Origin of the sequence: Thioalkalivibrio thiocyanodenitrificans ARhD 1 (genome assembly GCF_000378965.1) — a bacterium.
In the GTDB taxonomy this organism is placed as follows: domain Bacteria; phylum Pseudomonadota; class Gammaproteobacteria; order Ectothiorhodospirales; family Ectothiorhodospiraceae; genus Thioalkalivibrio_A; species Thioalkalivibrio_A thiocyanodenitrificans.
This window is the reverse complement of record NZ_KB900536.1, coordinates 1,057,308-1,081,411: the sequence shown is the minus strand read 5'-3', so window position 1 is coordinate 1,081,411 and position 24,104 is coordinate 1,057,308. Positions and strand designations below refer to the sequence as shown.

Below are 24,104 nucleotides of genomic sequence, written 5' to 3'. Positions count from 1 at the left end.
TCGGCCGTCACGCGGCACGGGTGGGTATCGGCGGGTTCTCGGTTTTCCGGCCGACAGGGTTCAGTTGGTGTCTGCCACTTCCTCTCCGGGTACAAACAACAGGTTTGGCCCGCTGCGCTCATAGCCCTCTTCGGCCATGAGCAGATCCAGCGCCAGCGTGGCGATGTCGTCCGCCACGGGATCCACGTCCAGATCCCTGTCCATGTAAAGGATCTTCAGGTAACTGCGGCACTCGCCACAGGCCTCGGCCTTGACCGCCTCGCTGCCGCCCTCGATCCCCATGAACTGAAGCGACGTGGTGGATTCACAATTGCTGCAGGTCAGCCGCTCGAGGTGCCAATCACTCTCGCAAAGCGAGCAGTGCAGGTAACGGAGCTTCTGTTCCACGCCACCCACACGCACCATGCTGCTCACCGGTGCGCTGCCGCAAACCGGGCAGACCTTGCTGAAGCGCTTCTCGCCCAGATGCCCAGGATCCGCGTGACCGGCCAGATGGGTCCAGTAGACCTGCAGGGCGCTCGCCACCAGGGGGGCGGCCGCAGGGTCGAGTGCCTCGTTGTCCCCGTCGAGGATACGCTGTGCCATGTCCTCGAGTTCGCCGTCGTCCATGGAACGCAGCCGGTCGATGGCCTGACGCGTCGCCGCGGGTGCCGCGGATTCTACCGAATCGAGGATCGAGCCGAGCAGATCCCGCCACAAGGGGGCACGCGTCCATCCCTGGACGGGGAAGACGGCCGCGCCGCCGGCACCGGAAGTATCCGGACGCGGGCTGACCGGGTTGCTGTGCTCCAGTGAGTCGAGCGCATCCTGCTGGGCCCGCGCAAGGGCCCCGAGGAACATGAGAAAAGGTTCCAGAGGGTGTCCATCGGCCAGGTCAAGGAGGCGTTCCGCCCGCCGCCGGAAGACATGCTTCCGGTCGGCGAGCCGAACAAACGGCGCCTCCTGACTGGGTGGAACGATGGCACCCGGCTGGATGATGGAACTCATTCCTTGGCCTCCCCGGTGACCTCACGGTACCAGAGTGGATGATGCTTCTTTGCCCATGGTCGGGTAACGGTACCGCGGGTGATCGCGCGCGTCGAGCCCTTCACCCAGATGGCCGCGTAGATGTGCACGATAATCCCCAGTATGAGCACGAAGGCGCTCAGGGCATGCAGCATCAAGGCGAAACGCACCAGCCCGATGGAGAAGATCGGTGCGAAGTACGGCTGCCAGATGATCACGCCGGTAACGACCAGGATCAGCATGCACAGGACCATCACCCAGAACAGCAGCTTCTGGCCCGCATTGTAACGCCCCGCGGGCGGCAGACGGTCCTCCCGGTTGCTGATCACGTCGCCCAGCTGTCCCAGCCACTTGCGATCGTTCTGGTTGATCAGGTTATGACGCCAGAACCGGAGCATCATGCCGAGGAACACGACGAACATCAGCACCCCGATGAAGGGATGCAGGATGCGCGTCCACTGTCCCCCTCCGAAGAGGTTGGTCAGCCAGTACATGGACGGATGAAACAACGCGAGACCGGAGAGTGCCAGCAGGATGAACGTGATGGCCGTCAGCCAGTGGTTGCGCCGTTCACCCGCGGTGTAACGCTCGATGAGCTTGTCTTTGTCGGACATGGTTTGGCTCTCCTCTCAGTCCTTGCTGCCAGTGGTGTTGGTGTCGTCTTCTTCCTCTGCTTCCTTGGGTCCGACCTTGAGGTAGTGGAAGAATGCCCCGATGGCAGTCAGGCCGAGGACGGCCATGCCGACCGGTTTGCTGACGCCCTTCCAGAAGCTGACCATGCCGCTGATCCGCGGGTCCTCCGGCAGGCCGTGATAGAGCTCCGGCCTGTCGGCGTGCTGCAGCACGTACATGACGTGGGTGCCGCCCACCCCCTGCGGATCATACAGTCCCGCATTGTCGTAACCGCGGGAGTTCAGGTCCGCGATCCGGTCCCCCGCATGCCTGACCATTTCCTCCTTGGTGCCGAACGTGATGCAGCCGGTGGGACAGGCCTTGACGCAGGCGGGCTCCATGCCGACGGCGACCCGGTCCGAACAAAGGGTGCACTTGTAGGCGCGGTTGTCCTTCTGAGAGATCCGCGGGATGTCGAACGGACAGCCGGCCACGCAGTAGCCGCAGCCGATACACTTCTCCGAGACGAAGTCCACGATGCCATTGGTGTATTGCACGATGGCGCCGGGCGCCGGGCAGGCCTCCAGGCAGCCCGGGTCCTCGCAATGGAAGCAGCCGTCCTTGCGGATCAGCCATTCAAAGGCATAGTCCTCCGGCTCCACCTCCGAGAAGCGCATCAGCGTCCAGGTGTTGTCGTTGAGATCCACCGGGTTGTCGTAGACGCCCACGTTGGTGCCCACCTCGTCCCTGAGATCGTTCCATTCCATGCACGCCACCTGACAGGCCTTGCAGCCGATGCACTTGGATACATCGATCAGCTTGGCCACCTGCGGCTGCACCCGGCGTACGCTGGGCGAGGGCAGGGTGGTCGCGGAGCGGCGCTTGATATCAAGAGATTGCATCGATGACATGGCGCACCTCCTCAGGCTTTCTCGATGTTGACAAGGAACGCCTTGAACTCCGGCGTCTGGGCGTTGGCGTCACCGACGAATGGCGTGAGCACATTCGCCAGAAAGCCTTTCTGGGCCACACCGGTGAAGCCCCAGTGGATCGGGATACCCACGGTGTGTACGACCTTTCCGTCAACATTGAGGGGTTTGATGCGCTTGGTGACCACCGCCGTGGCGGTGATGTCGCCGCGGTTGGATTCGACGGTCACCTGGTCGCCGTTGCTGATGCCCTTCTCCCTTGCCAGCACTTCGCCGATCTCGATGAACTGAGCCGGCTGGGTGATGGTGTTGGACAGCGCATGCTTGGTCCAGAAGTGGTGATGCTCCGTGAGCCGGTAGGTGGTCGCCGCGTAAGGGAACTCGTCCGCCTTGCCGAAGGAGGCCCAGTCGTTGGCAAACACGCGTGCCGCGGGATTGCTGGTGGCCTTGGGATTGTCCGGATGCAGCGGATTGTGACCCACCGGTGTCTCGAAGGGCTCGTAGTGCTCCGGGAACGGTCCGTCGTTCATGCCCGCGAACAGGCGGCCAACCCCCTCGGGGATCATGATGAAGGGATTGACGCCCTCGGCAGGTGCCGCATTGGGCCGCATGTCCGGAACGTCCGGACCGCTCCAGCGGCTGCCGTCCCAGGCGATCGGTGCCCGCTTCGGATCCCAAGGATGCCCCTGGGTGTCGCAGGAAGCCCGGTTGTAGAGGATGCGCCGGTTGGCCGGCCAGCAGAATCCCCACTCCGGATACAGCCCCAGGCCCGACGGGTCGGATGTGGACCGGCGCGCGGTCATGTTCCCCGCGGGTGACCAGCATCCGCTGTACAGCCAGTTTCCGCAGATGGTGCTGCCATCGGCACGCAACTGACCGAAGCCCGTTACCTGCCGACCGGCCGGAATGGTCACGTTGCCGTCCGCATCGCGGATGTCCGCGATGGCCCGGCCGGACACCTCCCGCAGGACTTCACCGGAGTCCGGCTCTTCCTGGTTGGTGTACGGCCAGTGCAGGTTGACGATGGGATCGGGATACGTGCCGCCCTCTTCACGGTACAACTCCCGCAGCTTGAGGAAGATGCCGGCCATGATGGCCCGGTCCGTCTTCGCCTCGCCCGGCGGCTCCACGCCTTTTTCCTTCCAGATGATGTTGCGTCCCGAGTTGGTGAAGGAGCCGTCTTCCTCGGCGAAGCAGGTGCTGGGCAGACGGAATACCTCGGTCTGGATGTCTCTCGGATTCACATTGTTGTAGACGCCGAAATTGCGCCAGAACTCCGAGGTCTCCGTGGCCAGCGGGTCCATCACCACCAGGAACTTCAGCTTGGCCAGCGCGGTACTCATCTTCGCCTTGTGGGAGACGGCGGCCAGCGGGTTGAATCCCTGGCACAGGAAGCCGTGCATCTCGCCCTTGTGCATCAGTTCGAACATCTGCAGCACGTCGTAGGGCTTGTCCACATGGGGCAGATAGTCCCAGGCGAAGTTGTTGCCGGCATGGGCATGATCGCCCCACCATGCCTTCATGAGACTGACGTGGAAGTTCGGGTAGTTCTGCCAGTAGCTTATCTGGCCGGGTCTGATGGGCCTGGGCGAACGCTGCTCCATGAAGGCGTTGAAGTCCTGGTGCGCGTCACCCGGAAGGCCCAGGTAACCCGGCAGGTTGGTGGTCACCAGGTTCATGTCGGTGATACCCTGCACGTTGGCGTGGCCGCGCAGTGCGTTCACGCCGCCACCCGGCATGCCCATGTTGCCCAGCAGGAGCTGGATCATGGCCATGGTGCGGATGTTCTGGGAACCCACTGTGTGCTGGGTCCACCCCAGGGCGTACATGATGGTCATCACCTTGTCCGGCTTCGAGGTCTCCGCGATCATCTCGCAGATGTTCAGGAACCGGTCTTCCGGGGTGCCGGTGATGCTGCTCACCATCTCCGGCGTGTAGCGGGAGTAGTGGGATTTCAGCAACTGGAACACGCAGCGCGGATGCCGCAGGGACATGTCCACGCGTGCGTAGCCGTCATCACCCATCTCGTAGCCCCAGGAACTGCGATCATAACGGCGGTTGGCCTCGTCATAGCCCGAGAACATGCCGTCCTCGAACCTGTAGTCGGCATTCACGATCAGGGCCGAGTTGGTGAAGTTGGTCACGTACTCGTGATTGATGCGGTCATGGGTCAGCAGGTAATTGATCACCCCGCCCAGGAAGGCGATATCCGCGCCTACCCGCACCGGTGCGTAGTAATCCGCCACTGCCGCGGAGCGCGTGAAACGGGGGTCCACCACCACGAGCCTGGCGCCACGGTTGGCCTTGGCCTCCGTGACCCACTTGAAACCGCAGGGGTGTGCTTCGGCGGCGTTGCCGCCCATGATGAGGATGAGGTCGGCGTTCTTGATGTCCACCCAGTGGTTGGTCATCGCACCTCGCCCGAACGTCGGAGCCAGACTGGCTACCGTCGGGGCGTGTCAGATGCGCGCCTGGGTGTCGACTGCCGTCATGCCGTAGGCACGGGCCGTCTTGGCGCTGATGTATCCGCCCTCGTTGCTGGCCGCGGAACTGGCGAGTAATCCCGTGGTGGCCCAGCGGTTGACCCGCTGCCCCCGCTCGTTGCGCAGCATGAAGTTGGCGTCACGGTCGTCCTTCATCAGGCGGGCGATGCGCGTGAATGCCTCATCCCAGGAGATGCGCTGCCACTCGTTGGAGCCCGGCGCGCGCACCTCGGGATGCTTCAGTCGAGTCTCGCTGTTGATCATGTCCATCAGGCCGGCGCCCTTGGGACAAAGGGTGCCGCGGTTGACCGGATTGTCCGGATCGCCCTCGATGTGGATCAGAGCCTTGTGGGTGTTCTTGCCGCCCGATCCCAGGGTGTACATGATCACGCCGCAACTGACCGAGCAGTAGGGACAGGTGCTGCGGGTCTCGGTGGTGCGCGCCAGCTTGAACTGGCGTACCGAGGCGTGCAGCTCGCTTGGCGAGAAGCCCATGGCGACGAGGCTGGAACTGGCCATGCCTCCCGCGCAGAGCTTCAGGAACTGACGTCTTGTGACTTTCATCGACTCGCTCCTCGACTGGAATGGAATCCAAAGTTTCTTATTGTTGGAATCGCATGTTTTGCGAAATAACCACCTGCCGGTCACCGGCAGTCCTTCTTATGTGGCTATCCAAAAAGTTTATGCAATACCTGAGCCAGTGCTGATGAAAATGAAAAAAGAATGAATAAACAATCTGATAGGCAAATATCAGGAAATCATGAAACAGGGCGTGGTGGGTCGATTTGACCCGGGTCTGATGTTTTTAATGGGCCACTTTGACGCGCCTGGAGGCGGGTGAAGCATCGGTGTGGAAGGGATCGCCCGGAGGACCGGGCTCCTACACTGGGTGGGGTCCCCGTAGGAGCCCGGTCCTCCGGGCGAAGAACGATCCACCGGCGTGGGGCCGGATCGCCCAGGGGACTGGGCTCCTACACGGAGGGGGGATTCCCGTAGGAGCCCGGTCCCCCGGGCGAAGAATGATCCACCGGTGTCGGGCCGGATCGCCCGCGGGACTGGGTTCCTACGCTGCGAGCGCCCCGTAGGTTTTGCCTGTGAACAGCCTCGTGGGACGCGGCACTAGATCTGCCGGATCTTCTCCAGTTGCGCGTCCAGCTCCTTGAGGGTCACTTCCATGTCCGCCACCCGTGAGCGTTCCTTGTCCACTACCTCGGCGGGGGCGCGGTCCACGAAACCGGGGTTGGCGAGTTTGGCGCCGCAGACGTCCAGATTCTTCCGAACCTTGGCCCGCTCCTTTTCCAGGCGTGCGATCTCGGCGTCCTTGTCGATGAGGCCCGCCAGCGGGATCAGCAGGTGCATCTCGCCCACCAGGGCCATGGCCGATTCGGGGGCCTCGTCATCCGCCTCGAGCCAGGTGACCGATTCCGGCCGGGCCAGGAAGCGGATGAAGGCCTCATTGTCCGTGTAGCGTGTGCGGTCCTTTTCGTTCCAGTTCTCGATCAGCAGGGGCAGGGATTTGCCCGGCGAGATGTCCATCTCGGCACGGATGCGCCGCATGCCGAGGATGAACGTCTTTACCCAGTCGATCTCCGCCTCGGCGGCGGCGTCCACCCGCGCCTCGTCCGGCGCCGGGTAGGGCTGATGCATCAGCGTGTCGCCGTCGCACCCGGCCAGCGGGCCCGCCTGGCGCCAGATGGCCTCGGTGATGAAGGGCATGACCGGATGCATCAGGCGCAGCATCGCATCCAGCACACGCACCAGGGTGCGGCGGGTGCCACGCTGCGCCACCGCGCCGGCATCGCCCGTCAGTACCGGTTTGGACAGTTCCAGGTACCAGTCGCAGTAGTCGTGCCAGGTGAAGTCGTACAGGGTCTGGGCGGCGAGGTCGAAGCGGTAGTGGTCCATGTGATGGCGGACCTGGGCGATCACCGCCTGCAGGCGCGACTCGATCCAGCGGTCGGCCAGGGACAGCTCCACCGGTTCCCCGCCCAGGCCGGTGTCCTGACCCTCGGTGTTCATGAGCACGTAACGGGCGGCGTTCCACAGCTTGTTGCAGAAGTTCCGGTAGCCCTCGATGCGGCCCAGATCGAACTTGATGTCCCGGCCGGTGGAGGCCAGCGAGGCGAGGGTGAAGCGCAGGGCGTCAGTGCCGAAGGGCGGAATGCCGTCGGGGAAATGCTTGCGGGTGACCTTGTCGATGCGCTTGGCCATCTGCGGCTGCATCAGGCCCCGCGTACGCTTTTCGACCAGGTCTTCCAGGGCAATGCCATCGATCAGATCGATGGGGTCCAGCACGTTGCCCTTGGACTTGGACATCTTCTGGCCTTCCGAGTCACGGATCAGCCCCGTGATGTAGACCTCCCGGAAGGGCACGTCGTCCATGAACTTCAGGCCCATCATGATCATGCGGGCCACCCAGAAGAAGATGATGTCGAAGCCCGTGACCAGCACGTTGGTGGGATAATAGCGCCCCAGTTCCGGCGTCTCGTCGGGCCACCCCAGGGTGGAGAAGGGCCACAACGCCGAGCTGAACCAGGTGTCGAGCACGTCCGGGTCCTGGTTGAGCATCACGTCCCTGCCCAGGTTGTGCTTGCGGCGCACCTCGTCCTCGTCGTGGGCCACGTAGATGTTGCCCGCTTCATCGTACCAGGCCGGGATGCGATGACCCCACCAGATCTGGCGGGAGATGCACCAGTCCTCGATGTTGCGCATCCATTCGAAGTAGGTCTTGCTCCAGTTGTCGGGCACGAAACGGATGCGCCCGTCCTCCACTGCGCGGATGGCGGGCTCCGCCAGCGGACCGGCCTTGACGTACCACTGGTCCGTGAGGAAGGGCTCGATCACCGCATGGGTGCGGTCGCCCCGGGGCACCATGAGCTTGTGGTCGTCGATGCGCTCCAGCAGCCCCCGGGCCTCCAGATCGGCGACGATGCGCTTGCGTGCCTCGAAGCGGTCCAGGCCCCGGTACGTCTCGGGGGCCTCGTCGTTGATCCGGGCATCCACGGTGAGGATGTTGATCATGGGCAGCGCGTGGCGCTGCCCTATGGCGTAGTCATTGAAGTCGTGGGCGGGCGTGATCTTCACGCAGCCGGAGCCGAACTCCGGATCCACGTAGTCATCCGCGATCACCGGGATGGTGCGCCCGGTGAGGGGAAGCTCGACGTCTTTGCCGATCAGTCGGCTGTAGCGCTCGTCCTCCGGGTGCACGGCTACGGCAGTGTCGCCCAGCATGGTTTCGGGACGCGTAGTGGCCACCACCAGGTGTCCGGAGCCGTCGGCCAGCGGGTAGCGCATATGCCAGAGCGATCCCTGCTCCTCTTCGGCAACCACTTCCAGGTCCGAGACGGCCGTGTGCAGCACCGGGTCCCAGTTCACCAGGCGTTTGCCGCGGTAGATCAGCCCTTCGTCGTAAAGGCGCACGAACACCTCGCGCACGGCCCTGGACAGCCCGTCGTCCATGGTGAAGCGTTCCCGTTCCCAGTCGATGCTGTTGCCCAGGCGCCGCATCTGCCGGGTGATGGTGTCGCCGGATTCCCCCTTCCATTGCCAGACCCGTTTGAGAAAGGCCTCGCGGCCGAGATCGTGGCGGCTGATGCCCTCGGCGGCCAGTTGCCGTTCCACCACCATCTGGGTCGCGATACCCGCATGGTCCGTGCCTCCCTGCCAGAGCGTGTCGTCACCGCCCATGCGGTGGTAGCGGATGAGGGTGTCCATGAGGGTGTGCTGGAAGGCGTGGCCCATGTGCAGGGTGCCGGTCACGTTGGGCGGGGGCAGCATGATGCAGTAGGGGGCGCCCCGGCCGCCGGGCCGGAAATGTCCGGCCTTCTCCCACTCCTGGTAGAGGGGTTGTTCGATGGCGCGGGGGTCGTAGGTCTTGTCCATGGGTATCCGGGTGTGTGGCTTTGGGTGCCGGCAGTTGGCCGAAAGCCCGCCATTATAACGGAAGCCCGCCGGGTATTGGTGTTGCCCGGGGCCGCGCGGGTCAATCAGGTGCCGTGACCCGGGAGTACATCGTGGGTTGTGGGGAAGCCGTGTTGCGCCCGGGTGGTCAGTCTTCTCCCGGTGCCTTCCCGCGGGATCCGGCGGCGGGTTCGGACAGGGCGCGCAACACGGATTTCACCAGTTGTTCGCGCAATGCCGGGATGTGCGCTGCCAGCGCCTCGTCGACTATGGTCTCGACACGGGCGTGCAGGTCATGGGCGGCGGGATAATCCGACGGAGGCACAATCGGCTCCAGGGGGGCCGGCGGGAACGCCGTGGGTGTATCCAGGGCATCCAGGGCATCCAACTGCAGGTCGATGTCCAGGTCCTCGGGCAGGGGCCCGGCCGCGGGTCTGGGCACTCCGGGGTCACTCTGGCGGCCGCTGCCCGCCCGGGATGCGGCGGCGGGTCGGATCAGGCGGGTCAGTGTGGGAATGCGAGGTGCCTCGGGGGGCTTGGCCATGATGTACTCCTGGGTGTCCGGTCATGACGCGCGATTCCGGCCCGGCGGGCCGAGACGGTGATGGGTCAGGTCGTAGCCCCGGTCCCGGTAGAAACGGTAGCGTTCGCGGCCCGCGTCGCGGACGGTCGGCTCCTGGTTGACGATCTCTGCGACCCGCTCGAAGCGGCTGAAGAACAGCGGTACACGGGAGTCCAGATTGACGAGAATCTCGCCGGCGGTGTCTGGTTCCCGATCATGGCAGATCTGCACCGGGCAGTCAGGATCCGAGCCTTCCACCTCATGGGGAATGAAGCTGATATCCCTGAAGGTCCACAGGGCCTCATCCAGTTGCCCGGACAGCCCGGCCGAACCCGTGTGCACATGGATCCGGTGTCCCAGGCCGAAGGCCTTCTGGATAATGCGGCAGGCCATGCGCAGCCGCTCGCCGGGGTCCTCGTCATCCAGTACGTAGAAGTCAATGCGGGTCATGAAGGCAGTGGCAAGTCTCAAGTGGCACGTGGCAAGGAGAAACCTCAACCTGCCTTGTTGAGCAGGTACTGCATCAGCAGGGGGACGGGGCGGCCGGTGGCACCCTTTTCCTTGCCGCTCTTCCAGGCCACGCCCGCGATGTCCAGGTGGGCCCAGTGATATTTCTTGGTGAACCGGGACAGGAAGCAGGCGGCGGTGATGGTTCCGGCGGGACGCCCGCCGATATTGGCCATGTCGGCAAAGTTGCTCTTGAGCTGTTCCTGGTACTCGTCCCAGAGCGGCAGTTCCCAGGCCCGGTCGTAGCTCTGCCTGCCGGCGTTGAGCAGTTCGTGGGCCAGCGGACTATGGTTGCCGAGCAGGGCCGTGGCCTGGTGACCCAGTGCGATAATGCAGGCGCCGGTCAGCGTCGCGATGTCGATGACCGCATCCGGAGTGAAGCGCTCCACGTAGGAGAGGGCGTCGCACAGCACGAGACGGCCCTCGGCGTCGGTATTGAGGATCTCCACGGTCTGACCGGACAGGGTGGTCACCACGTCGCCGGGCCGCGTGGCCTTGCCGTCGGGCATGTTCTCGGCAGCCGCCACCACGCCCACCACGTTGATGGGCAGCATCATCTCGGCGCAGGCCTTCATGACTCCCAGCACGCTGGCCGCGCCGCACATGTCGAACTTCATCTCGTCCATGGCCGCACCGGGCTTGAGCGAGATGCCGCCGGTGTCGAATGTAATGCCCTTGCCCACCAGCACCACGGGCTTCCGATCCTTCTTCCCGCCGCGATGCTCCAAGACGATCAGCTTGGCGGGCTGCGCACTCCCCCGGGAGACGGACAGCAGGGCGCCCATTCCCAGTTTCTCCATGCCAGCCTCCTCCAGCACTTCCACCTTGAGCCCCTTGTAGGTCTTCTTCAGCTGAACGGCCTGTTCGGCCAGGTAGGCGGGGGTGCAGATGTTGCCGGGCAGGTTGGCCAGGTCCCGGGTCAGCCGGGTGCCCACGGAAACGGCGGCGGCGATGCGCACGGCCTCCTCGCCGGGCAGCAGGTCGGAACGCGACGGCACGCTCAGGACGATGCGGCGCAGGGGGCGCCGGGTGTCGTCTTTCTTGCTCTTGAGCCGTTGAAAGCGGTACAGGGCGTCCTCGGTGACCGTGACCGCCTGGCTGATCTTCCACAGGGTGTCACGACCCTTTACCGGCAGATCCGTGAGATAATTCACCGCCTCCACCGCGCCGCTGCGCTGTACGGTCTGCGCCATGGTGGCGGTCACACTGCGGTAGGCGGGTTCATCGAACTCGCGTTCCTTGCCGCAACCCACCAGCAGGACCCGGTCGCAGAGTGTATCCGGCAGGTTGTACAGCCAGAGGGTCTGACCCTTCTCCCCGTCCATGTCGCCCCGGCGCAGAATGGTGGAGAGTACCCCGCCGCTGGCCTTGTCCAGGACCCGGGCAGCGGCGGACAGCTTGCGCCGGTCGAAGATGCCCACGACCACGCAGGCGCTGCGCTGTTTTTCCGGGTTGCCGCTCTTGACTGAAAATTCCATGCCTTTCCTCGGGTATGCTGATGGGGGTTCGCGATGTCATGCCGCGAACGCGGGTTGCCTGATTGAGGTTTATGCATTCTATGAGAGTTGACCGCTTATCACCACGCCGGGCGTCCGGGGGAAGGGCTGCCGAATGGGCTTGAGCGCGGCCCGGCCCAATGTCCTCAACCGCTATCTGATGCGGGAGATGCTGGGCACGCATCTGGCCGTGACCCTGGTGCTGCTGCTGATCATCGTCGGCGGGACCGTCGCCCGCATGCTGCGCGAAGCCGCTGAGGGGCGCATTCCGGCGGACGTGCTGATGACGCTGGTGGCGCTCGGTTCGGTGCGCGGACTGATCCTTCTGTTGCCGGTGTCCCTTTTCCTCGCCCTCATGCTGGGCCTGGGGCGCCTGTACAAGGACAGCGAGATGGCGGCGTTGCAGGCCTGCGGCGTCGGGCCTGCGCGGTTGTATCAGACCATTGCCTGGGTGACCGCGCCCATGACGGCATTGCTCACGGTGCTGGTGTTCTGGGGTGCGCCCCTGGCGTCGGCGACCATCGATCAGGTGCGCATGGATGTGGAACGTCGTTCCGAACTGCTGGGCGTGTCGCCGGGGCGGTTTCTGGAGTCCCGGGTGGGCGGACGCGTGTTCTTCATCGAAGGCTATACGCCGGACGGCGCCGCCATGCGCGATGTGTTCATCCAGTCCCGGGGCGCGGACGGCACCGAGGTGGTCACCGCCCGGCGCGCGGAAAGCAAGGTGGATCCCGTGACCGGCCAGCGCTACCTGGTGCTCCATGACGGTTACCGGTACCTGGGTCGGCCCGGGGAGCGGGAATTCCGCATTCTGGAGTTCCGGACCCACGGGGTCCGGGTGCCGGACCCGGAGGGCTCGAGGCGGGGCGGCGTGGACAGCATGTCCACCCGGGAACTCATCGGCTCGACACACCGCCATGAACGTGCGGAGATGCAGTGGCGCATCTCCATCCCGGTCTCCATGGTGCTGCTGGCAGCCCTGGCGCTGCCGCTTTCCCATACCACCAACCCCCGGGGAGGGCGCTTCGCCAAGCTGACCGCGGCCATCGGTGTCTACATCGTCTATGCCAATTTCCTGATCCTGGGCAAGTCCTGGTATGCCAGTGGTCAGACACCGGCCTGGCTCGGCATGTGGTGGGTGCATGCAGCCCTCGTCGCGTTGACCCTGGCGCTGCTCTGGCGGCAGCGGGGCCTGCGGGTGCGACGCCGCGCCGGCCTGGGGGAGGCCGGGGCTTGAAACGCCTGGACACCTACATCGCCCGGGGTGTCATGGGCGGCACGCTGCTGGCCCTGCTGGTGCTCACGGGTCTGGACACCCTGTTCGCCTTCATCGGTGAGATCGACGATATCGACGGCGACCGGTACGGGCTTGTGCAGGCGCTGGTCTACACGGCCCTCACGGTGCCGCGCCGCGCTTATGAGTTGTTTCCCACGAGCGTGCTTCTTGGGAGCCTGCTGAGCCTGGGTACCCTTGCCGCCAACAGCGAACTCACCGCGATGCGCGCCGCCGGACTTTCGGTGGCGCGCATCGTGCGTTCCGTGCTGCGTGCCGGTGTGCTGATGCTGGTGGTGGTCGTCCTCGTGGGAGAACTGGTGGCCCCGGCCAGTGAGCAGCGGGCCCAGACGCTGCGTACCATGGCGCACTCGGAGCAGCTGCATTTGCGGGCCGGCGGTCTGTGGGCCAAGGACGGACAGCGTTTTCTCAACGTGGGCGCGGTGATGCCGGATCTGCGCCTGCTGAACCTTCGCATCTACGAGCTGGACGACGACCGCCGGCTGCAGCGCCTGATGGAAGTGGACGCGGCACACCTGGAGGGCGGCGAGTGGGTGCTCTCGGGTATCCGCCGAAGCCATGTTTACGCAGATGGCGTGCGCAGCGAGCACGTGGCCGAGGAGCGCTGGCCCCGGTTGCTGGCGCCCGAACTGTTCAGCGTGCTGGCGGTGGAGCCGCGCCAGATGTCGGCGGCGACACTGGCGCATTACGTGGATTACCTGCGCCACAACAATCTGGATTCCGCCCACTACGAACTGGCCTTCTGGCTGCGTTTCTCCACGCCCCTGTCGAGCCTCGTGATGCTGTTGCTGGCCATCCCGTTCGTGTTCGGCTCATTGCGCACGGGCAGCGCGGGGCAGCGGCTGTTCATCGGCCTGCTGATCGGCGTGGGCTTTCACCTGCTCAACCGCACGCTCAATCACATGGGCATCCTCTACGGTCTGCCGCCGATGCTGAGCGCCAGTCTGCCGCTGCTGATCTTCTTCGTGATCGCCATGCTGGCGCTCAGGCGAGTCAGGTAGGGCGAATTCAAAGTTCAAGGTTCAAAGTTCAAGGTTCAAGGTTCAAGGTTCAACGGAGAAGTGGCACAGTCACCCACCCCCTTTGAACATTGAACCTTCAACCTTGAACTTCGATCTTCACGCCACCCTCACCAAGGCAGCCAGGGGTTAGCGGTCAACAGTAACGAGTGGACCGTAGGATGGGTCAAGCGCAGCGGACCCATGCTGAACGGATGGTGACGAGTGACAAGTGACGGGCTGACCGGCCACTCGTTACGCTCCTCGGTCAGCCCGTCACGGTCTCTTCCGCATGGGTCCGCTGCGCTTGACCCATCCTACGGGAGGGATGAAGAGCAGTGGTAAGTGACGGGGCGGCCATCATGCTCCATGCGTCACCCCTCACCCCTCACCCTCATCAGGTGCGTACCCGAGAGCCGGTCATGCAGCATGAGTTGCCGGGGGTCGCGCCAGGTCAGCACGAGTCCGCCCGCCACCACCAGCGCCAGCGGCAGGACGGCCCACCACCAGCCCCGCAGGTAGAGGGCGATAGCGGCAAGTACGATGCACCACTGGAACAGGGCGACGATGAAGCGGATGCCCGCCTGCCGCCAGGTGACCGGCCCGCCCTCGTCGCTGAGCAGGTGGACATGCCAGGCCTGCATGCCCAGTGTCCGGCCCTGGGGGCGCGTCCAGAACCAGCCCAGGAAGCCGAAGGCCAGCACCGGCACATAGAGGCGCAGCGGGAGGAACAGCGGGTGTTCCTCGGTGATGCCGAAGGGGGCTGCGATAAGGAACTCCGCCACCATGAGCAGGGCCAGCAGCAACAGGCCGTCGTAGATCATGGCGCCCAGTCTGCGGGGCAGGGAGACGGGCTCCGGGCAGGGTTGTTCAAGTGGCATGGATCATCCTGTGGCGGCGGGTGGGATCGTGCCCGGCCCCGTACCCGGTTTCGCGATGTCGGTCGTGGATCCCGGAAATCCCATCAATTTTTTCAATAGCTCCGATCGATTTTATGGCGAGAACCGGACCGCTGTGGTAAAAATTCGCGGAAAAGCCCGCCCATGCAGAAGCGGGCCATTATAAGGGAATCCCCGCCGCGAACGGGTTTCGGGCGGAGACGGTTCCGTTTCCGTGCGGTGTCCTGCCTGGATCGCCGCACCTTTGACGGGAGGGGTTCATGGGATTGGTTCGAAATCTCATGGCGCAGCCGGGTGTCCTGGCGGCCGGAGAGTATTCCTACCGGGGTGACCGGTTTTCCTACGACGGCAATCTGACGCCGGAGATGGCCCGCATGGCGTCCATCATGTGCCGGGCTACCCATATGGGGGTGCACATGGAATGCGACATGCTGGGGGTGTTCTGCCCGGGGTGCGGGCTGGTGCCCTCACGGGGCTGGGCGGTCAGGGGCCCGCGGTTCAGCGTCTGCGTCATGGCCAATTTCTTCTGCTTCCTGGAGAACGCGGACGGCACCATGAACGCCGTGCTGAGGTGCATGCACGAATCGCTCGACGAAGTGGCTATCGACATGGTCTGACCCGGACATCCGTACCGGGTCCGCATATGCGCAGCGAGGGGAAGAGGTGTTCGAATGATTGAGTTGAGTACGCTCATGACGCTGAGCGGCGCCATCGCCGCCTTCCGGTTCTCTGACAAGGGAGAACTGGTCAGTCACGAGATCGCGCCGGATTCCGGCATGGATGAGGTGGCCCTGGACATGCTCAGCCATGTCTGTGTGGCGAACATATCCCTGGCCTCGATGCAGGCGCGGGGCTGGGAGGGACTGACCGGCATGAGCGGTTTCTATCCCATCGAGGGATTCACGCTCATCGGCATGGATTGGACAGCCGTCATCAATGGTTGTCATGGGGTGATACTGCGCAACGAAGAGGGCGACGTGGAAGCGGCCTACGCCGCCCTGGCGGGCTGAGGAATGATCAGGCGGCTGCTGGCGCTGGATGGCGTGATGGTGGTGGCCCGCTTCCGCGACGACGGCGCGTTCGTTGAGGGGTACGGACTGCTGGATGCAGTGAACATGTCCCGGCTGGCGCGCTTCGCTCACGACTACAAGCGCTTCACCCAGGGCAATGCGGACCAGTTCTCCATGTTCACCCGGCTGCGCGGCTGGACACCCCCCAAGGGCTGGATCGTGCGTGGACATGCCCACTCGGTATGCTCCATCGGCAACCTGGTCTGTCTCGTCGTCAATGCGGAGACCTCCATCAACGAGGTCATGCGCGAACTGGATGACGTGGCCCGTTTCTGAGTGGCCTTGCGATGGCAGGCGGGTCGCGTGAGCCGGGTCGGATCCCTATACTCGGCGGCAAAGTTCAAAGTTCAAAGTTCAAAGTTCAAAGTTCAAAGTTCAAAGTTCAAAGTTCAAAGTTCAAGGTTCAAGGTTCAAGGTTCAAGGTTCAAGGTTCAAAGGATAAGGACACCGCGGGATCGTCGTGGGGGACTTTGCCTTGAACTTTGAACTTTGAACCTTGAACTTTACTCCATGTTTTCACCTTTCAGTCCCGAATTGCCTTTCGAGTTCGACGGCCCTGAGACAGATGCGGAGACACCATGACCCGAAGCCTTCTGGTCATCAATGCAGGTTCGTCCAGTATCAAGTTTGCGCTCTACGCGGTGAATGGCCTTGTTCTGGAACCGCGCTTTCGCGGGCAGGCCGACGGCCTGGGGGGGCGCCGTGCGTATCTCTGCTTCGCAGATGAGCAGGGCCGATCCCTGCTCAGGCGCAATCTGGATGATGCCGCCGATCACGATCAGGCCCTGGACCAGGCGCTGCGTTGGCTGGAGGAGCTTCTGGAAGACGGGCAACTGGTGGGGGCGGGCCACCGGGTGGTGCATGGCGGCGCCCATTTCAGCCGTCCCGTGCGTCTGGAGCCGGACACGCTGGCCATGCTGGAGAGTTACAGCAGCCTGGCGCCCCTGCACCAGCTCCAGAATCTCAAGGCCATTCACGCGGTATCCCGGTTGTGGTCGTCCCTGCCTCAGGTCGCCTGTTTCGATACCGCGGTGCACCGCCGGCAGCCCCGGGTGGCACAGCGCTTCGCGCTCCCCAGGGAGTACGAGGACAGGGGCATCCTGCGCTACGGATTCCACGGCCTGTCCTATGAGTACATCGCCTCGGTGCTTCCGGACGTCGACGCCCGTGCCGCCCGCGGCCGGACCGTGGTCGCGCACCTGGGCAACGGCGCCAGCATGTGTGCATTGCAGGACGGCCGCAGCGTGGCCACGACCATGGGCTTCACCGCCCTGGACGGTCTGCCCATGGGCCAGCGCTGCGGCAGCATCGATCCGGGCGTACTCCTGCATCTGCTTCAGAACGAAGGCATGAGCATTGCCGAGCTGGAGGACCTGCTTTACCGCCGATCCGGGCTGCTGGGCCTGTCCGGCGGCATCAGCGCCGATATGCGGGAACTGTTGACCAGCGACGAAGCGGCGGCTGCCGAGGCGGTGGAGTACTACGTCTATCGTGCGGTTCGGGAGATCGGCAGCCTGGCGGCCGCCATGGGCGGACTGGATGCGCTGGTGTTCACCGCCGGGGTCGGGGAGAATGCGGCCCCCATACGGCGGGCCATCTGCCGGCGCCTGGACTGGCTGGGTCTGCAGCTGGATGAAGCGGCCAACGAGCAGGGCTCGGGCCGCATCAGTACCGGGGGCAGCGGGGTCCACGCGTGGGTGATCCCCACCAACGAGGAGCTGATGATCGCCCGGCACACGCTGGATTGTCTGCAGATGGCGTGAGTCGGCACCGCCGGCGTTTTCATGATTGAAAGCATCCGGCCCGAATGCCCGGGGTGCGATGACATGCTATAAAAACGCGGGGGAGTTTCATATTCGCGTGGGCTGCGCCTTCCATATCTCTCCGATCGCAACGGGTATCGCGCCCTGTTTCGGACGCGACATCGAACGGAACCGCATGGTGACAACAACGACTGCCGACCAGCCTGTTTTACTGCCGCGTCACGGTGAGTGGACCGGTGCCCGCGGCCGCGGAGTGGCTGGATATGCCGGTTAAGAAGCGTCAGAGCGGTTCGGCGGGCGCGCGCACGCTGCAGGTGCTGCATGCGGTGACCAATGCCCAGCTGCCCCTGGCACTTCCGGAGATCTCGGATCTGGTAGGCCTGCCCAAACCCACCGTACACCGCATCGTGGCCCTGCTGGAGGAGGAGGGCTACCTGCTCAAGGATGAGACCGGCCGTCGCTTCGTGCCCGGCCCGGCATTGCGTGACCTTGCCTACAAGGTGTTCCAGTGCGAGGCCATGCGCGGTCCGCAGCATCTGATCCTGCAGCAACTGGCGAAGAAGGTCGGTGAGGCCTGCAACATCGTGCTGCTCGAAGGTGACCGCATCACCTACCTGGACCGGGTGGATTCCGCCTGGCCGCTGCGGCTGCGTTTTGATGTCGGTTCCCATGTGCCGCTGCACTGCACGGCCACCGGCAAGCTGTTGCTGGCCCTGCAGCCCAAGCGGGTGCGTGACCGCCTGATCGCCTCGCTGGTTCTCGAGCCCAAGACCCGCCACACCATCACGCACCCGGAGGATTTTCAGCGTGAACTGGCGCGTACACGCCGGGAGGAGGTGGGCATCGACAACGAGGAATTCATCGAAGGGATGGCCTGTATTGCCGTGCCCATCCGCCCGCCCAGGGGTGCGCCGATCGTCGCCGTATCCATTCATGCCTCCATTCCCCGCCGCTCCCTGGCGGAACTGCGCGCCATCCTGCCGGATCTGCGTGAGGCCGCCCGCGAACTCGCCCCCATCATGTACGGCTGAACCGCCGGGCAGACCCGGACCGTTGCGGCCGTCGTGACGATGCGGGCGGTCCGGTCACCACGACCGCCCGGTGTATCCCGTGCGATATTTCCCGACGGCAAGTCATTCATGTTTCTCGCAATCCATGCCGTCCGGGACAGGTGCATGCAATCCATGGGCCAGAACTTTTTTCCCTCTGATTGCACAAAAACGACAAAATACGCTAAAAATGAGACGCATCATCTCGGGAATTGTCTATAATGGCCCCTTAATTTCGTACTGCCCGACGTGATTCGTGACCCGCCGCGGGCCCCGGTTCGGGAGGCCGGCCGCGGGACAGGATTCAGAGCCTGACCTATTTCCAAGGAGAAAGACTGATGAAACGCATGACCCCCAGTGAGGCTTTGGTGGAGACAATGGCTGCGCATGGCGTCACGAATGTCTTCGGCATCGTGGGTTCGGCGTTCATGGATGCGCTGGACATCTTCGAACCGGCGGGTATCCGTTTCATACCCACGGTGCATGAACAGGGATCCGCCCACATGGCGGACGGATACTCCCGGGTGACCGGACGGCACGGGGTCTGCGTCGCTCAGAACGGTCCGGGGATCACCAACTTTGTCACCGGCATCGCCGCGGCCTACTGGGCGCACAGCCCGGTGGTGGCGATCACGCCGGAGACGGGCACCAACTCCCAGGGCCTGGGTGGTTTCCAGGAGACCGAGCAGCTGCCGTACTTCGAGAAGATCACCAAGTACCAGGGGCACCTGAGCCGTTCGGACCGCATGGCGGAGATCGCGGCGCGCTGTTTCAATCGTGCCATCAACGAGAATGCGCCCACCCAGCTCAACATCCCGCGTGATCTGTTCTACGGCGAGATCGAGTGCGAGATCCCGGGTCCGAAGGTCATCGAGCGCGGCGCCGGCGGCGAGCGTGAACTGGACCGGGCCGCCGACCTGCTGGCCGAGGCACGTTTCCCGGTCATCATCTCCGGAGGCGGGGTGGTGATGTCGGACGGCGTTGCCGAGTGCATCGCACTCGCCGAGCGCCTGAGCGCGCCGGTGGTCAACAGTTACCTGCACAACGACTCCTTCCCGGCGAGCCACAAGCTTTGGGCCGGCCCGCTGGGCTACCAGGGCTCCAAGGCCGGCATGCAGCTCATGGAGAAGGCCGACGTGGTGCTGGCGCTCGGCAGCCGGCTTGGCCCCTTCGGCACGCTGCCCCAGCACGGGCTCGATTACTGGCCGAAGGATGCGCGCATCATCCAGGTGGACGTCAATCCGGACATGCTGGGGCTGGTGAAGAACACCGATGTGGATCTGCTGGGTGATGCGGCGTCGGTGGCGCGTGCGCTGCTGGCAAGACTCAAGGACCGCAAGCTTGCCTGCGACGCCAGCCGTGACGAGCGGCTTGGCACCATCGAGACCACCAAGGCGCAGTGGGAGAAGGAGCTCGACTCCTGGAGCCACGAGCGCGACGACTGGAGTCTCAAGGTGGCGGATTCGGACGGCGGCCTGCATCCGCGTCAGGTGCTTCGGGAACTGGAGAAGGCCATGCCCGGCAACGCCATGGTTTCCACGGACATCGGCAACATCTGCTCGGTGTCCAATTCCTACCTGCGCTTCGAACAGCCAAGGAGCTTCTTCGCTGCCATGAGTTTCGGCAACTGCGGGTATGCGCTGCCGGCGATCATCGGTTGCAAGGTGGGTGCGCCGGACCGACCGGCGGTGGCTTACGTGGGTGATGGCGCCTGGGCGATGAGCATGGTGGAGATCCTCACCTGCGTGCGGGAGAACATCCCGGTCACGGCGGTGGTGTTCAACAACCGCCAGTGGGGCGCCGAGAAGAAGAACCAGGTGGATTACTACGGCGAGCGTTTCGTGGGTTCGAATCTGAACAGCCCGTCATGGGCGGGGATTGCGCGTTCCATGGGTGCCGAGGGCGTGACCGTCGACAAGCTCGACGATGTGGGCGGCGCGTTGGCTGCGGCATGCAAGGCGCAGCAGGAGGGCAAGACCACGGTGATCGAGATCAATGTCTCGCGGGAACTGGGCGACCCGTTCCGCCGCGACGCGCTCAAGCATCCCAAGCGCCTGCTGGACAAGTACAAGAAGTACATGTGAGCAGGGCGGGCGCCATGGCGCCCCCTTGTCCGGGGAAGCAGGTGACCGGCCCGCTGCGTGCCGGATCGAGATTGTCGACAGCAGATAGGGAAGCCATATAGAACGACTATAAAGGGTGAATACGCATCCGGTGCCCCGCGGAGGCGCATTGCATCGGATCGCGTGTTGCCCGAACGAGCGCATGGACGGATCTTCAGGGGTCGCGGATCCCCGAGGACAGGTTTCCATGCGCCATGCACAGGTTCCGGTAAGGGATCACCGGACAGCGGCGGAGGGGTCATGAGGCAGGAGAATCGATCGTGGAGTTGCTAACGTACCTTCCCGAGGTATTCAGTGGCGTCAACCTCGTCATCCTGATCCTCGGGACCGTCGTGGGGCTGCTGCTTGGCGCCATGCCCGGCGTGAGCCCCACCATGGCCGTGGCGCTGCTGATCCCGTTCACCTTCCAGATGGATGCGACCTCCGGGCTCATTCTGCTCGGCGTGATCTATGCCTCCACGGTGGCCGGAGGCGCGGTCAGCGCGATCCTCGTCAACATCCCGGGGGCGCCGGCCAATATCGCCACGATCCTGGACGGCCATCCCATGGCCAAGAGCGGCCGGGCCACCGAGGCGCTGCATTACTGCTTCATCAGTTCCGGCATCGGCGGTGTGCTCGGCGTGCTGGTCCTGATCTTCTTCACGCCGCCGCTGGCGGAACTTGCGTTGCGCTTCGGGCCTTCGGAACTCTTCTGGGTGGCCATCCTCGGCGTCACGGTGATCGGATCGCTCGGCAGCGCGTCGGTGCTGAAGGGGCTGATCGCCGGGGCGTTCGGGATCTGGATCTCGCTGATCGGATTCAACCCGATTCTCGGCACGGAGCGATTCGTCTTTACCAGCCATCTGCAGGGCGGCGTCAGCATCGTGCCGGCGCTGATCGGGCTGTTCGCCATTCCGCAGGTGCTCTACATGGTGGAAAGTGCCTGGCGGGGCCAGTCCGGTGAAGAGTTCCGGATGGAGAGCCGCAGCATCTGGCGGTCGGTGCGCTACAACCTGAGCCGGGTGCGCACGCTCTCCCTGGGCAGCGTGGTGGGTGCCATCGTCGGGCTCATCCCCGGCGCCGGCGGGCAGATCGCCGGGTTGCTGGCCTACGATCAGAGCAAGAAGTTCAGCAAGAATCCCGAGAATTACGGCAAAGGGGAAGCGGACGGCGTCATTTCCTCGGAAAGCGCCAACAATGCCATGGTGGGGTCGTCACTGGTCCCCATGCTGTCACTGGGCATTCCGGGGAGTCCCACCGCGGCGGTGCTGCTGGGCGGCCTGCTTATTCAGGGGTTGTTTCCTGGACCGGATCTGTTCACGCAGCACGGCCAGGTGGTCTGGACGTTCCTGGGTGCCCTGCTGGCCGCGCAGATCCTGCTGATGGTGTTCGGTCTCTATATCAGTTCCCTGAGCCGTTACGTGATCCGTATTCCCAAGCAGTACATGGCGGGCGCCGTGGCCGTGCTGGCCATCTTCGGCACGTTCAGCGTGCAGCACAGCTATTCGGACGTTCTCGTGATGCTCGTGCTCGGTACGGGCATGTACTTCGCCATGCGTTACGGTTTCGGCCCCGGACCGGTGGTGCTGGGCATCATTCTCGGCCCCATTGCCGAGGAGAACCTGCTCCAGGGGCTGATCATCGCCCCGGCCCTGGACGGCCCCGTGCCATACTTCTTTACCGGCACCATCAATATCGTACTGATCTCCCTGTGCCTCGTGTCGGTGGGCTACAGCATCTACAGTGAACTCAAGATACGCAGCAGACGTCGCGCGGCCCAAAGCGCGGAGGCATCGGGGAAATGAATGTCTGGGCTCAACGACTGGCCGCCGTCACCTGCGTGCTTCTGTCCGTCGGCCTCCTGATCTGGTCATCGCCGGATGCCCGCGGGTACGAATTTCCGCGCATGGTGGCGCTTACCATGGTCGTGCTGTCGGTGGGTCTCGCGGTGATGGCGTTCAAGCCCGGAAAGCTGCTCATGGCGGCCGACATCGAATCGATCCCCATGCGGATCATCTGGCCCATGCTTGTCATCCTGCTGGGGCTGGCCTTTCTCGCGCCGCGCCTGGGATTCTTCTCCACCTCGTTTCTGGTCTTCATGGCCACGGCCCTGGTGTTCAGCCCGGAACGTTTCACCATGCGGCGGCTGGGAATCATGGTATTCGTCGGCCTGTGTTTCACATTCACCCTGTATCTCTTGTTTGTTCTCCTGTTGAACGTTCATTTGCCACGAGCACTCTTATTTTGACGAGCCCAACAGCGGGCCGGCCATGAACCGGCCCCAAAACAATCCACAATGGGATGTTAAGGAGGTAGTAACCGATGATGAATTTCATGAAACGATATCTGATGGGGTTGCTGGCGGTTCCGGTCGTATTCGGCCTGAGCGCGCTGGGCGCCGTGCAGGCGGATTTCCCCGAACGTCCATTGACCGTAATGATCCCGTACACCGCGGGTGGTGCTTCCGACTTCCAGGCACGCATCGTGACCATTCCGTCCGAGGAGTTCCTGGGCCAGCCTGTGGCGATCATCAACCGCCCCGGTGCCGGTGGTCAGGTGGGCTGGAACCAGGTGGTCCAGTCCTTTGGCAAGGATGGCTACGAGCTGTCCGGATACAACGTGCCGCATTTCATCGCGCAGTCGATCATGCATGATACCCACTACAACAAGGACAACCTTGAGCCGATCGCCAACTGGGGTGCGGATCCTGCCGTACTGATCGTCTCCCGGGACAGCCAGTTCGACACCGTGGAAGATCTGGTCGAATACGCCAGGGCGAATCCCGGCGGGGTTACGGTATCGGGTGCCGGACAGTTCGTGGGTCACCACATCGCGAGCCTGCAGTTGGAGCGGGCGGCAGACATCGAGCTGCGTTATGTGCCTACTTCCGGCGGTGTGGATGCCATGCGGTTCGTGCAGGGCGGTCAGACCATGGCGGGCTTCAACAACCTGTCCGACGCCTATCGTGCGCGCGATCGTCTGAAAATCCTGGCCATCGCGGACCTGGAGCGTGACAAGGACTTCCTGCCGGATGTGCCTACCCTGAAGGAGCGGGGCTTCGACGTGGACGACACCAGCGTGAACTTCCGCGGTGTGATGGCACCCCAGGGCGTCCCCGCGGACCGGCTGGAGCGGCTGTCCGAGGCGTTCGTGAACATGTTCAACCACGACCGCGTGAAGGGCCGCATGCTGGCGGGCGGCTCACCCCTGCGTGTCATGAACCGGGCCGAGACGCGGGAACTCTGGGAGCGCCAGCAGGTGACCCTGGAGCAGTTGTTCGAGGGCATGGAAGCCAACTGAGTCTGTTGGCAGTGTTTTTACAGGGGCCCGTCACGGACGGTGAGTGGGGGTCAGGGACGGCCCGGCCCCTGATTCCGATCTTATCCGGCGCCGGTCCGTCCGGCGTCGTTGCGGCTCCCCACGTGAGGCATGGGC

21 protein-coding genes are annotated in these 24,104 nt (G+C 64.1%); 12 read left to right on the top strand and 9 right to left on the bottom strand.

The features are described from left to right. Positions 1 to 60: 60 nt before the first annotated feature. From fdhE to fdnG, 4 genes are read right to left on the bottom strand one after another with little or no spacing between them, the layout of a single operon-like run. Positions 61 to 987 carry a formate dehydrogenase accessory protein FdhE gene (fdhE, locus tag THITHI_RS0105025; RefSeq protein WP_018231984.1) on the bottom strand — a complete coding sequence of 309 codons (927 nt, stop codon included), beginning with the start codon at positions 985 to 987 and terminating at the stop codon, positions 61 to 63. Further along, positions 984 to 1,619 (bottom strand): formate dehydrogenase subunit gamma, encoded by a 636-nt coding sequence (locus tag THITHI_RS0105020; protein ID WP_018231983.1) that lies wholly within the window; start codon positions 1,617 to 1,619, stop codon positions 984 to 986. The genes fdhE and THITHI_RS0105020 overlap by 4 nt, the downstream gene beginning before the upstream one ends. Positions 1,620 to 1,634: 15 nt before the next feature. Continuing rightward, entirely contained in the window at positions 1,635 to 2,528 is an 894-nt protein-coding gene (gene fdxH, locus THITHI_RS0105015) for a formate dehydrogenase subunit beta (protein ID WP_018231982.1), read from the bottom strand. An 11-nt stretch (positions 2,529 to 2,539) separates the two neighbouring features. Further along, positions 2,540 to 5,593, bottom strand: coding sequence for a formate dehydrogenase-N subunit alpha (fdnG, locus tag THITHI_RS0105010; RefSeq protein WP_156820478.1), 3,054 nt, complete (start codon positions 5,591 to 5,593; stop codon positions 2,540 to 2,542). Here fdnG and THITHI_RS20545 point away from each other — a divergent pair. Beyond that, positions 5,583 to 5,756 carry a hypothetical protein gene (locus tag THITHI_RS20545; protein ID WP_156820477.1) on the top strand — a complete coding sequence of 58 codons (174 nt, stop codon included), beginning with the start codon at positions 5,583 to 5,585 and terminating at the stop codon, positions 5,754 to 5,756. The two genes, fdnG and THITHI_RS20545, sit on opposite strands and share 11 nt — an antisense overlap. A 392-nt stretch (positions 5,757 to 6,148) precedes the next feature. Here THITHI_RS20545 and THITHI_RS0105000 read toward each other — a convergent pair whose 3' ends face one another. The 4 genes from THITHI_RS0105000 to THITHI_RS0104985 all read right to left on the bottom strand — a co-directional run bounded on the left by THITHI_RS0105000 (position 6,149) and on the right by THITHI_RS0104985 (position 11,476). Continuing rightward, complete coding sequence (locus THITHI_RS0105000; protein ID WP_018231979.1) at positions 6,149 to 8,911, bottom strand: valine--tRNA ligase; 2,763 nt, start codon at positions 8,909 to 8,911, stop codon at positions 6,149 to 6,151. 166 nt (positions 8,912 to 9,077) lie between these two features. Further along, positions 9,078 to 9,473 carry a hypothetical protein gene (locus THITHI_RS18510; RefSeq protein WP_018231978.1) on the bottom strand — a complete coding sequence of 132 codons (396 nt, stop codon included), beginning with the start codon at positions 9,471 to 9,473 and terminating at the stop codon, positions 9,078 to 9,080. A 21-nt stretch (positions 9,474 to 9,494) separates the two neighbouring features. Then, a complete protein-coding gene (locus tag THITHI_RS0104990) occupies positions 9,495 to 9,941 on the bottom strand; it encodes a DNA polymerase III subunit chi (RefSeq protein WP_018231977.1) in 447 nt (148 codons plus the stop codon). A gap of 44 nt (positions 9,942 to 9,985) precedes the next feature. Further along, positions 9,986 to 11,476, bottom strand: a complete 1,491-nt coding sequence (locus THITHI_RS0104985; RefSeq protein ID WP_018231976.1) for a leucyl aminopeptidase — start codon at positions 11,474 to 11,476, stop codon at positions 9,986 to 9,988. A gap of 133 nt (positions 11,477 to 11,609) precedes the next feature. On the opposite strand from THITHI_RS0104985, the gene lptF reads away from it, so the two are divergent. Next, a complete protein-coding gene (lptF, locus tag THITHI_RS0104980; protein WP_018231975.1) occupies positions 11,610 to 12,731 on the top strand; it encodes an LPS export ABC transporter permease LptF in 1,122 nt (373 codons plus the stop codon). A gap of 32 nt (positions 12,732 to 12,763) precedes the next feature. Continuing rightward, positions 12,764 to 13,789 (top strand): LPS export ABC transporter permease LptG, encoded by a 1,026-nt coding sequence (gene lptG, locus THITHI_RS0104975; RefSeq protein WP_051079972.1) that lies wholly within the window; start codon positions 12,764 to 12,766, stop codon positions 13,787 to 13,789. 371 nt (positions 13,790 to 14,160) lie between these two features. Here lptG and THITHI_RS0104970 read toward each other — a convergent pair whose 3' ends face one another. Further along, on the bottom strand, positions 14,161 to 14,667 hold the full coding sequence (locus THITHI_RS0104970) for an RDD family protein (RefSeq protein ID WP_018231973.1): 507 nt from the start codon (positions 14,665 to 14,667) through the stop codon (positions 14,161 to 14,163). 278 nt (positions 14,668 to 14,945) lie between these two features. Between THITHI_RS0104970 and THITHI_RS0104965 the strand changes: the two genes are divergently transcribed. The 9 genes from THITHI_RS0104965 (at position 14,946) to THITHI_RS0104925 (ending at position 23,969) form a co-directional block, all read left to right on the top strand. After that, a complete protein-coding gene (locus tag THITHI_RS0104965; RefSeq protein WP_018231972.1) occupies positions 14,946 to 15,302 on the top strand; it encodes a DUF2173 family protein in 357 nt (118 codons plus the stop codon). A 54-nt stretch (positions 15,303 to 15,356) separates the two neighbouring features. Next, the gene (locus THITHI_RS0104960) at positions 15,357 to 15,695 is read left to right on the top strand and encodes a DUF2173 family protein (protein WP_232199384.1); all 339 of its coding nucleotides are present in this window, start codon (positions 15,357 to 15,359) and stop codon (positions 15,693 to 15,695) included. A gap of 3 nt (positions 15,696 to 15,698) precedes the next feature. Further along, positions 15,699 to 16,031, top strand: coding sequence for a DUF2173 family protein (locus THITHI_RS0104955; protein ID WP_018231970.1), 333 nt, complete (start codon positions 15,699 to 15,701; stop codon positions 16,029 to 16,031). A gap of 302 nt (positions 16,032 to 16,333) precedes the next feature. Further along, positions 16,334 to 17,518: an acetate/propionate family kinase gene (locus THITHI_RS0104950; RefSeq protein WP_018231969.1), complete on the top strand. Its 1,185-nt coding sequence runs from the start codon at positions 16,334 to 16,336 to the stop codon at positions 17,516 to 17,518. Between the two features lie 263 nt (positions 17,519 to 17,781). After that, positions 17,782 to 18,549 (top strand): IclR family transcriptional regulator, encoded by a 768-nt coding sequence (locus tag THITHI_RS0104945; RefSeq protein WP_033337075.1) that lies wholly within the window; start codon positions 17,782 to 17,784, stop codon positions 18,547 to 18,549. 356 nt (positions 18,550 to 18,905) lie between these two features. Beyond that, entirely contained in the window at positions 18,906 to 20,651 is a 1,746-nt protein-coding gene (gene xsc, locus THITHI_RS0104940; protein WP_018231967.1) for a sulfoacetaldehyde acetyltransferase, read from the top strand. A gap of 299 nt (positions 20,652 to 20,950) precedes the next feature. Further along, on the top strand, positions 20,951 to 22,474 hold the full coding sequence (locus tag THITHI_RS0104935; protein WP_018231966.1) for a tripartite tricarboxylate transporter permease: 1,524 nt from the start codon (positions 20,951 to 20,953) through the stop codon (positions 22,472 to 22,474). Then, on the top strand, positions 22,471 to 22,917 hold the full coding sequence (locus THITHI_RS0104930) for a tripartite tricarboxylate transporter TctB family protein (RefSeq protein ID WP_018231965.1): 447 nt from the start codon (positions 22,471 to 22,473) through the stop codon (positions 22,915 to 22,917). Before THITHI_RS0104935 ends, THITHI_RS0104930 begins: the two co-directional genes overlap by 4 nt. Positions 22,918 to 23,003: 86 nt before the next feature. Further along, positions 23,004 to 23,969 carry a Bug family tripartite tricarboxylate transporter substrate binding protein gene (locus THITHI_RS0104925; protein ID WP_026186064.1) on the top strand — a complete coding sequence of 322 codons (966 nt, stop codon included), beginning with the start codon at positions 23,004 to 23,006 and terminating at the stop codon, positions 23,967 to 23,969. Positions 23,970 to 24,104 lie beyond the last annotated feature (135 nt).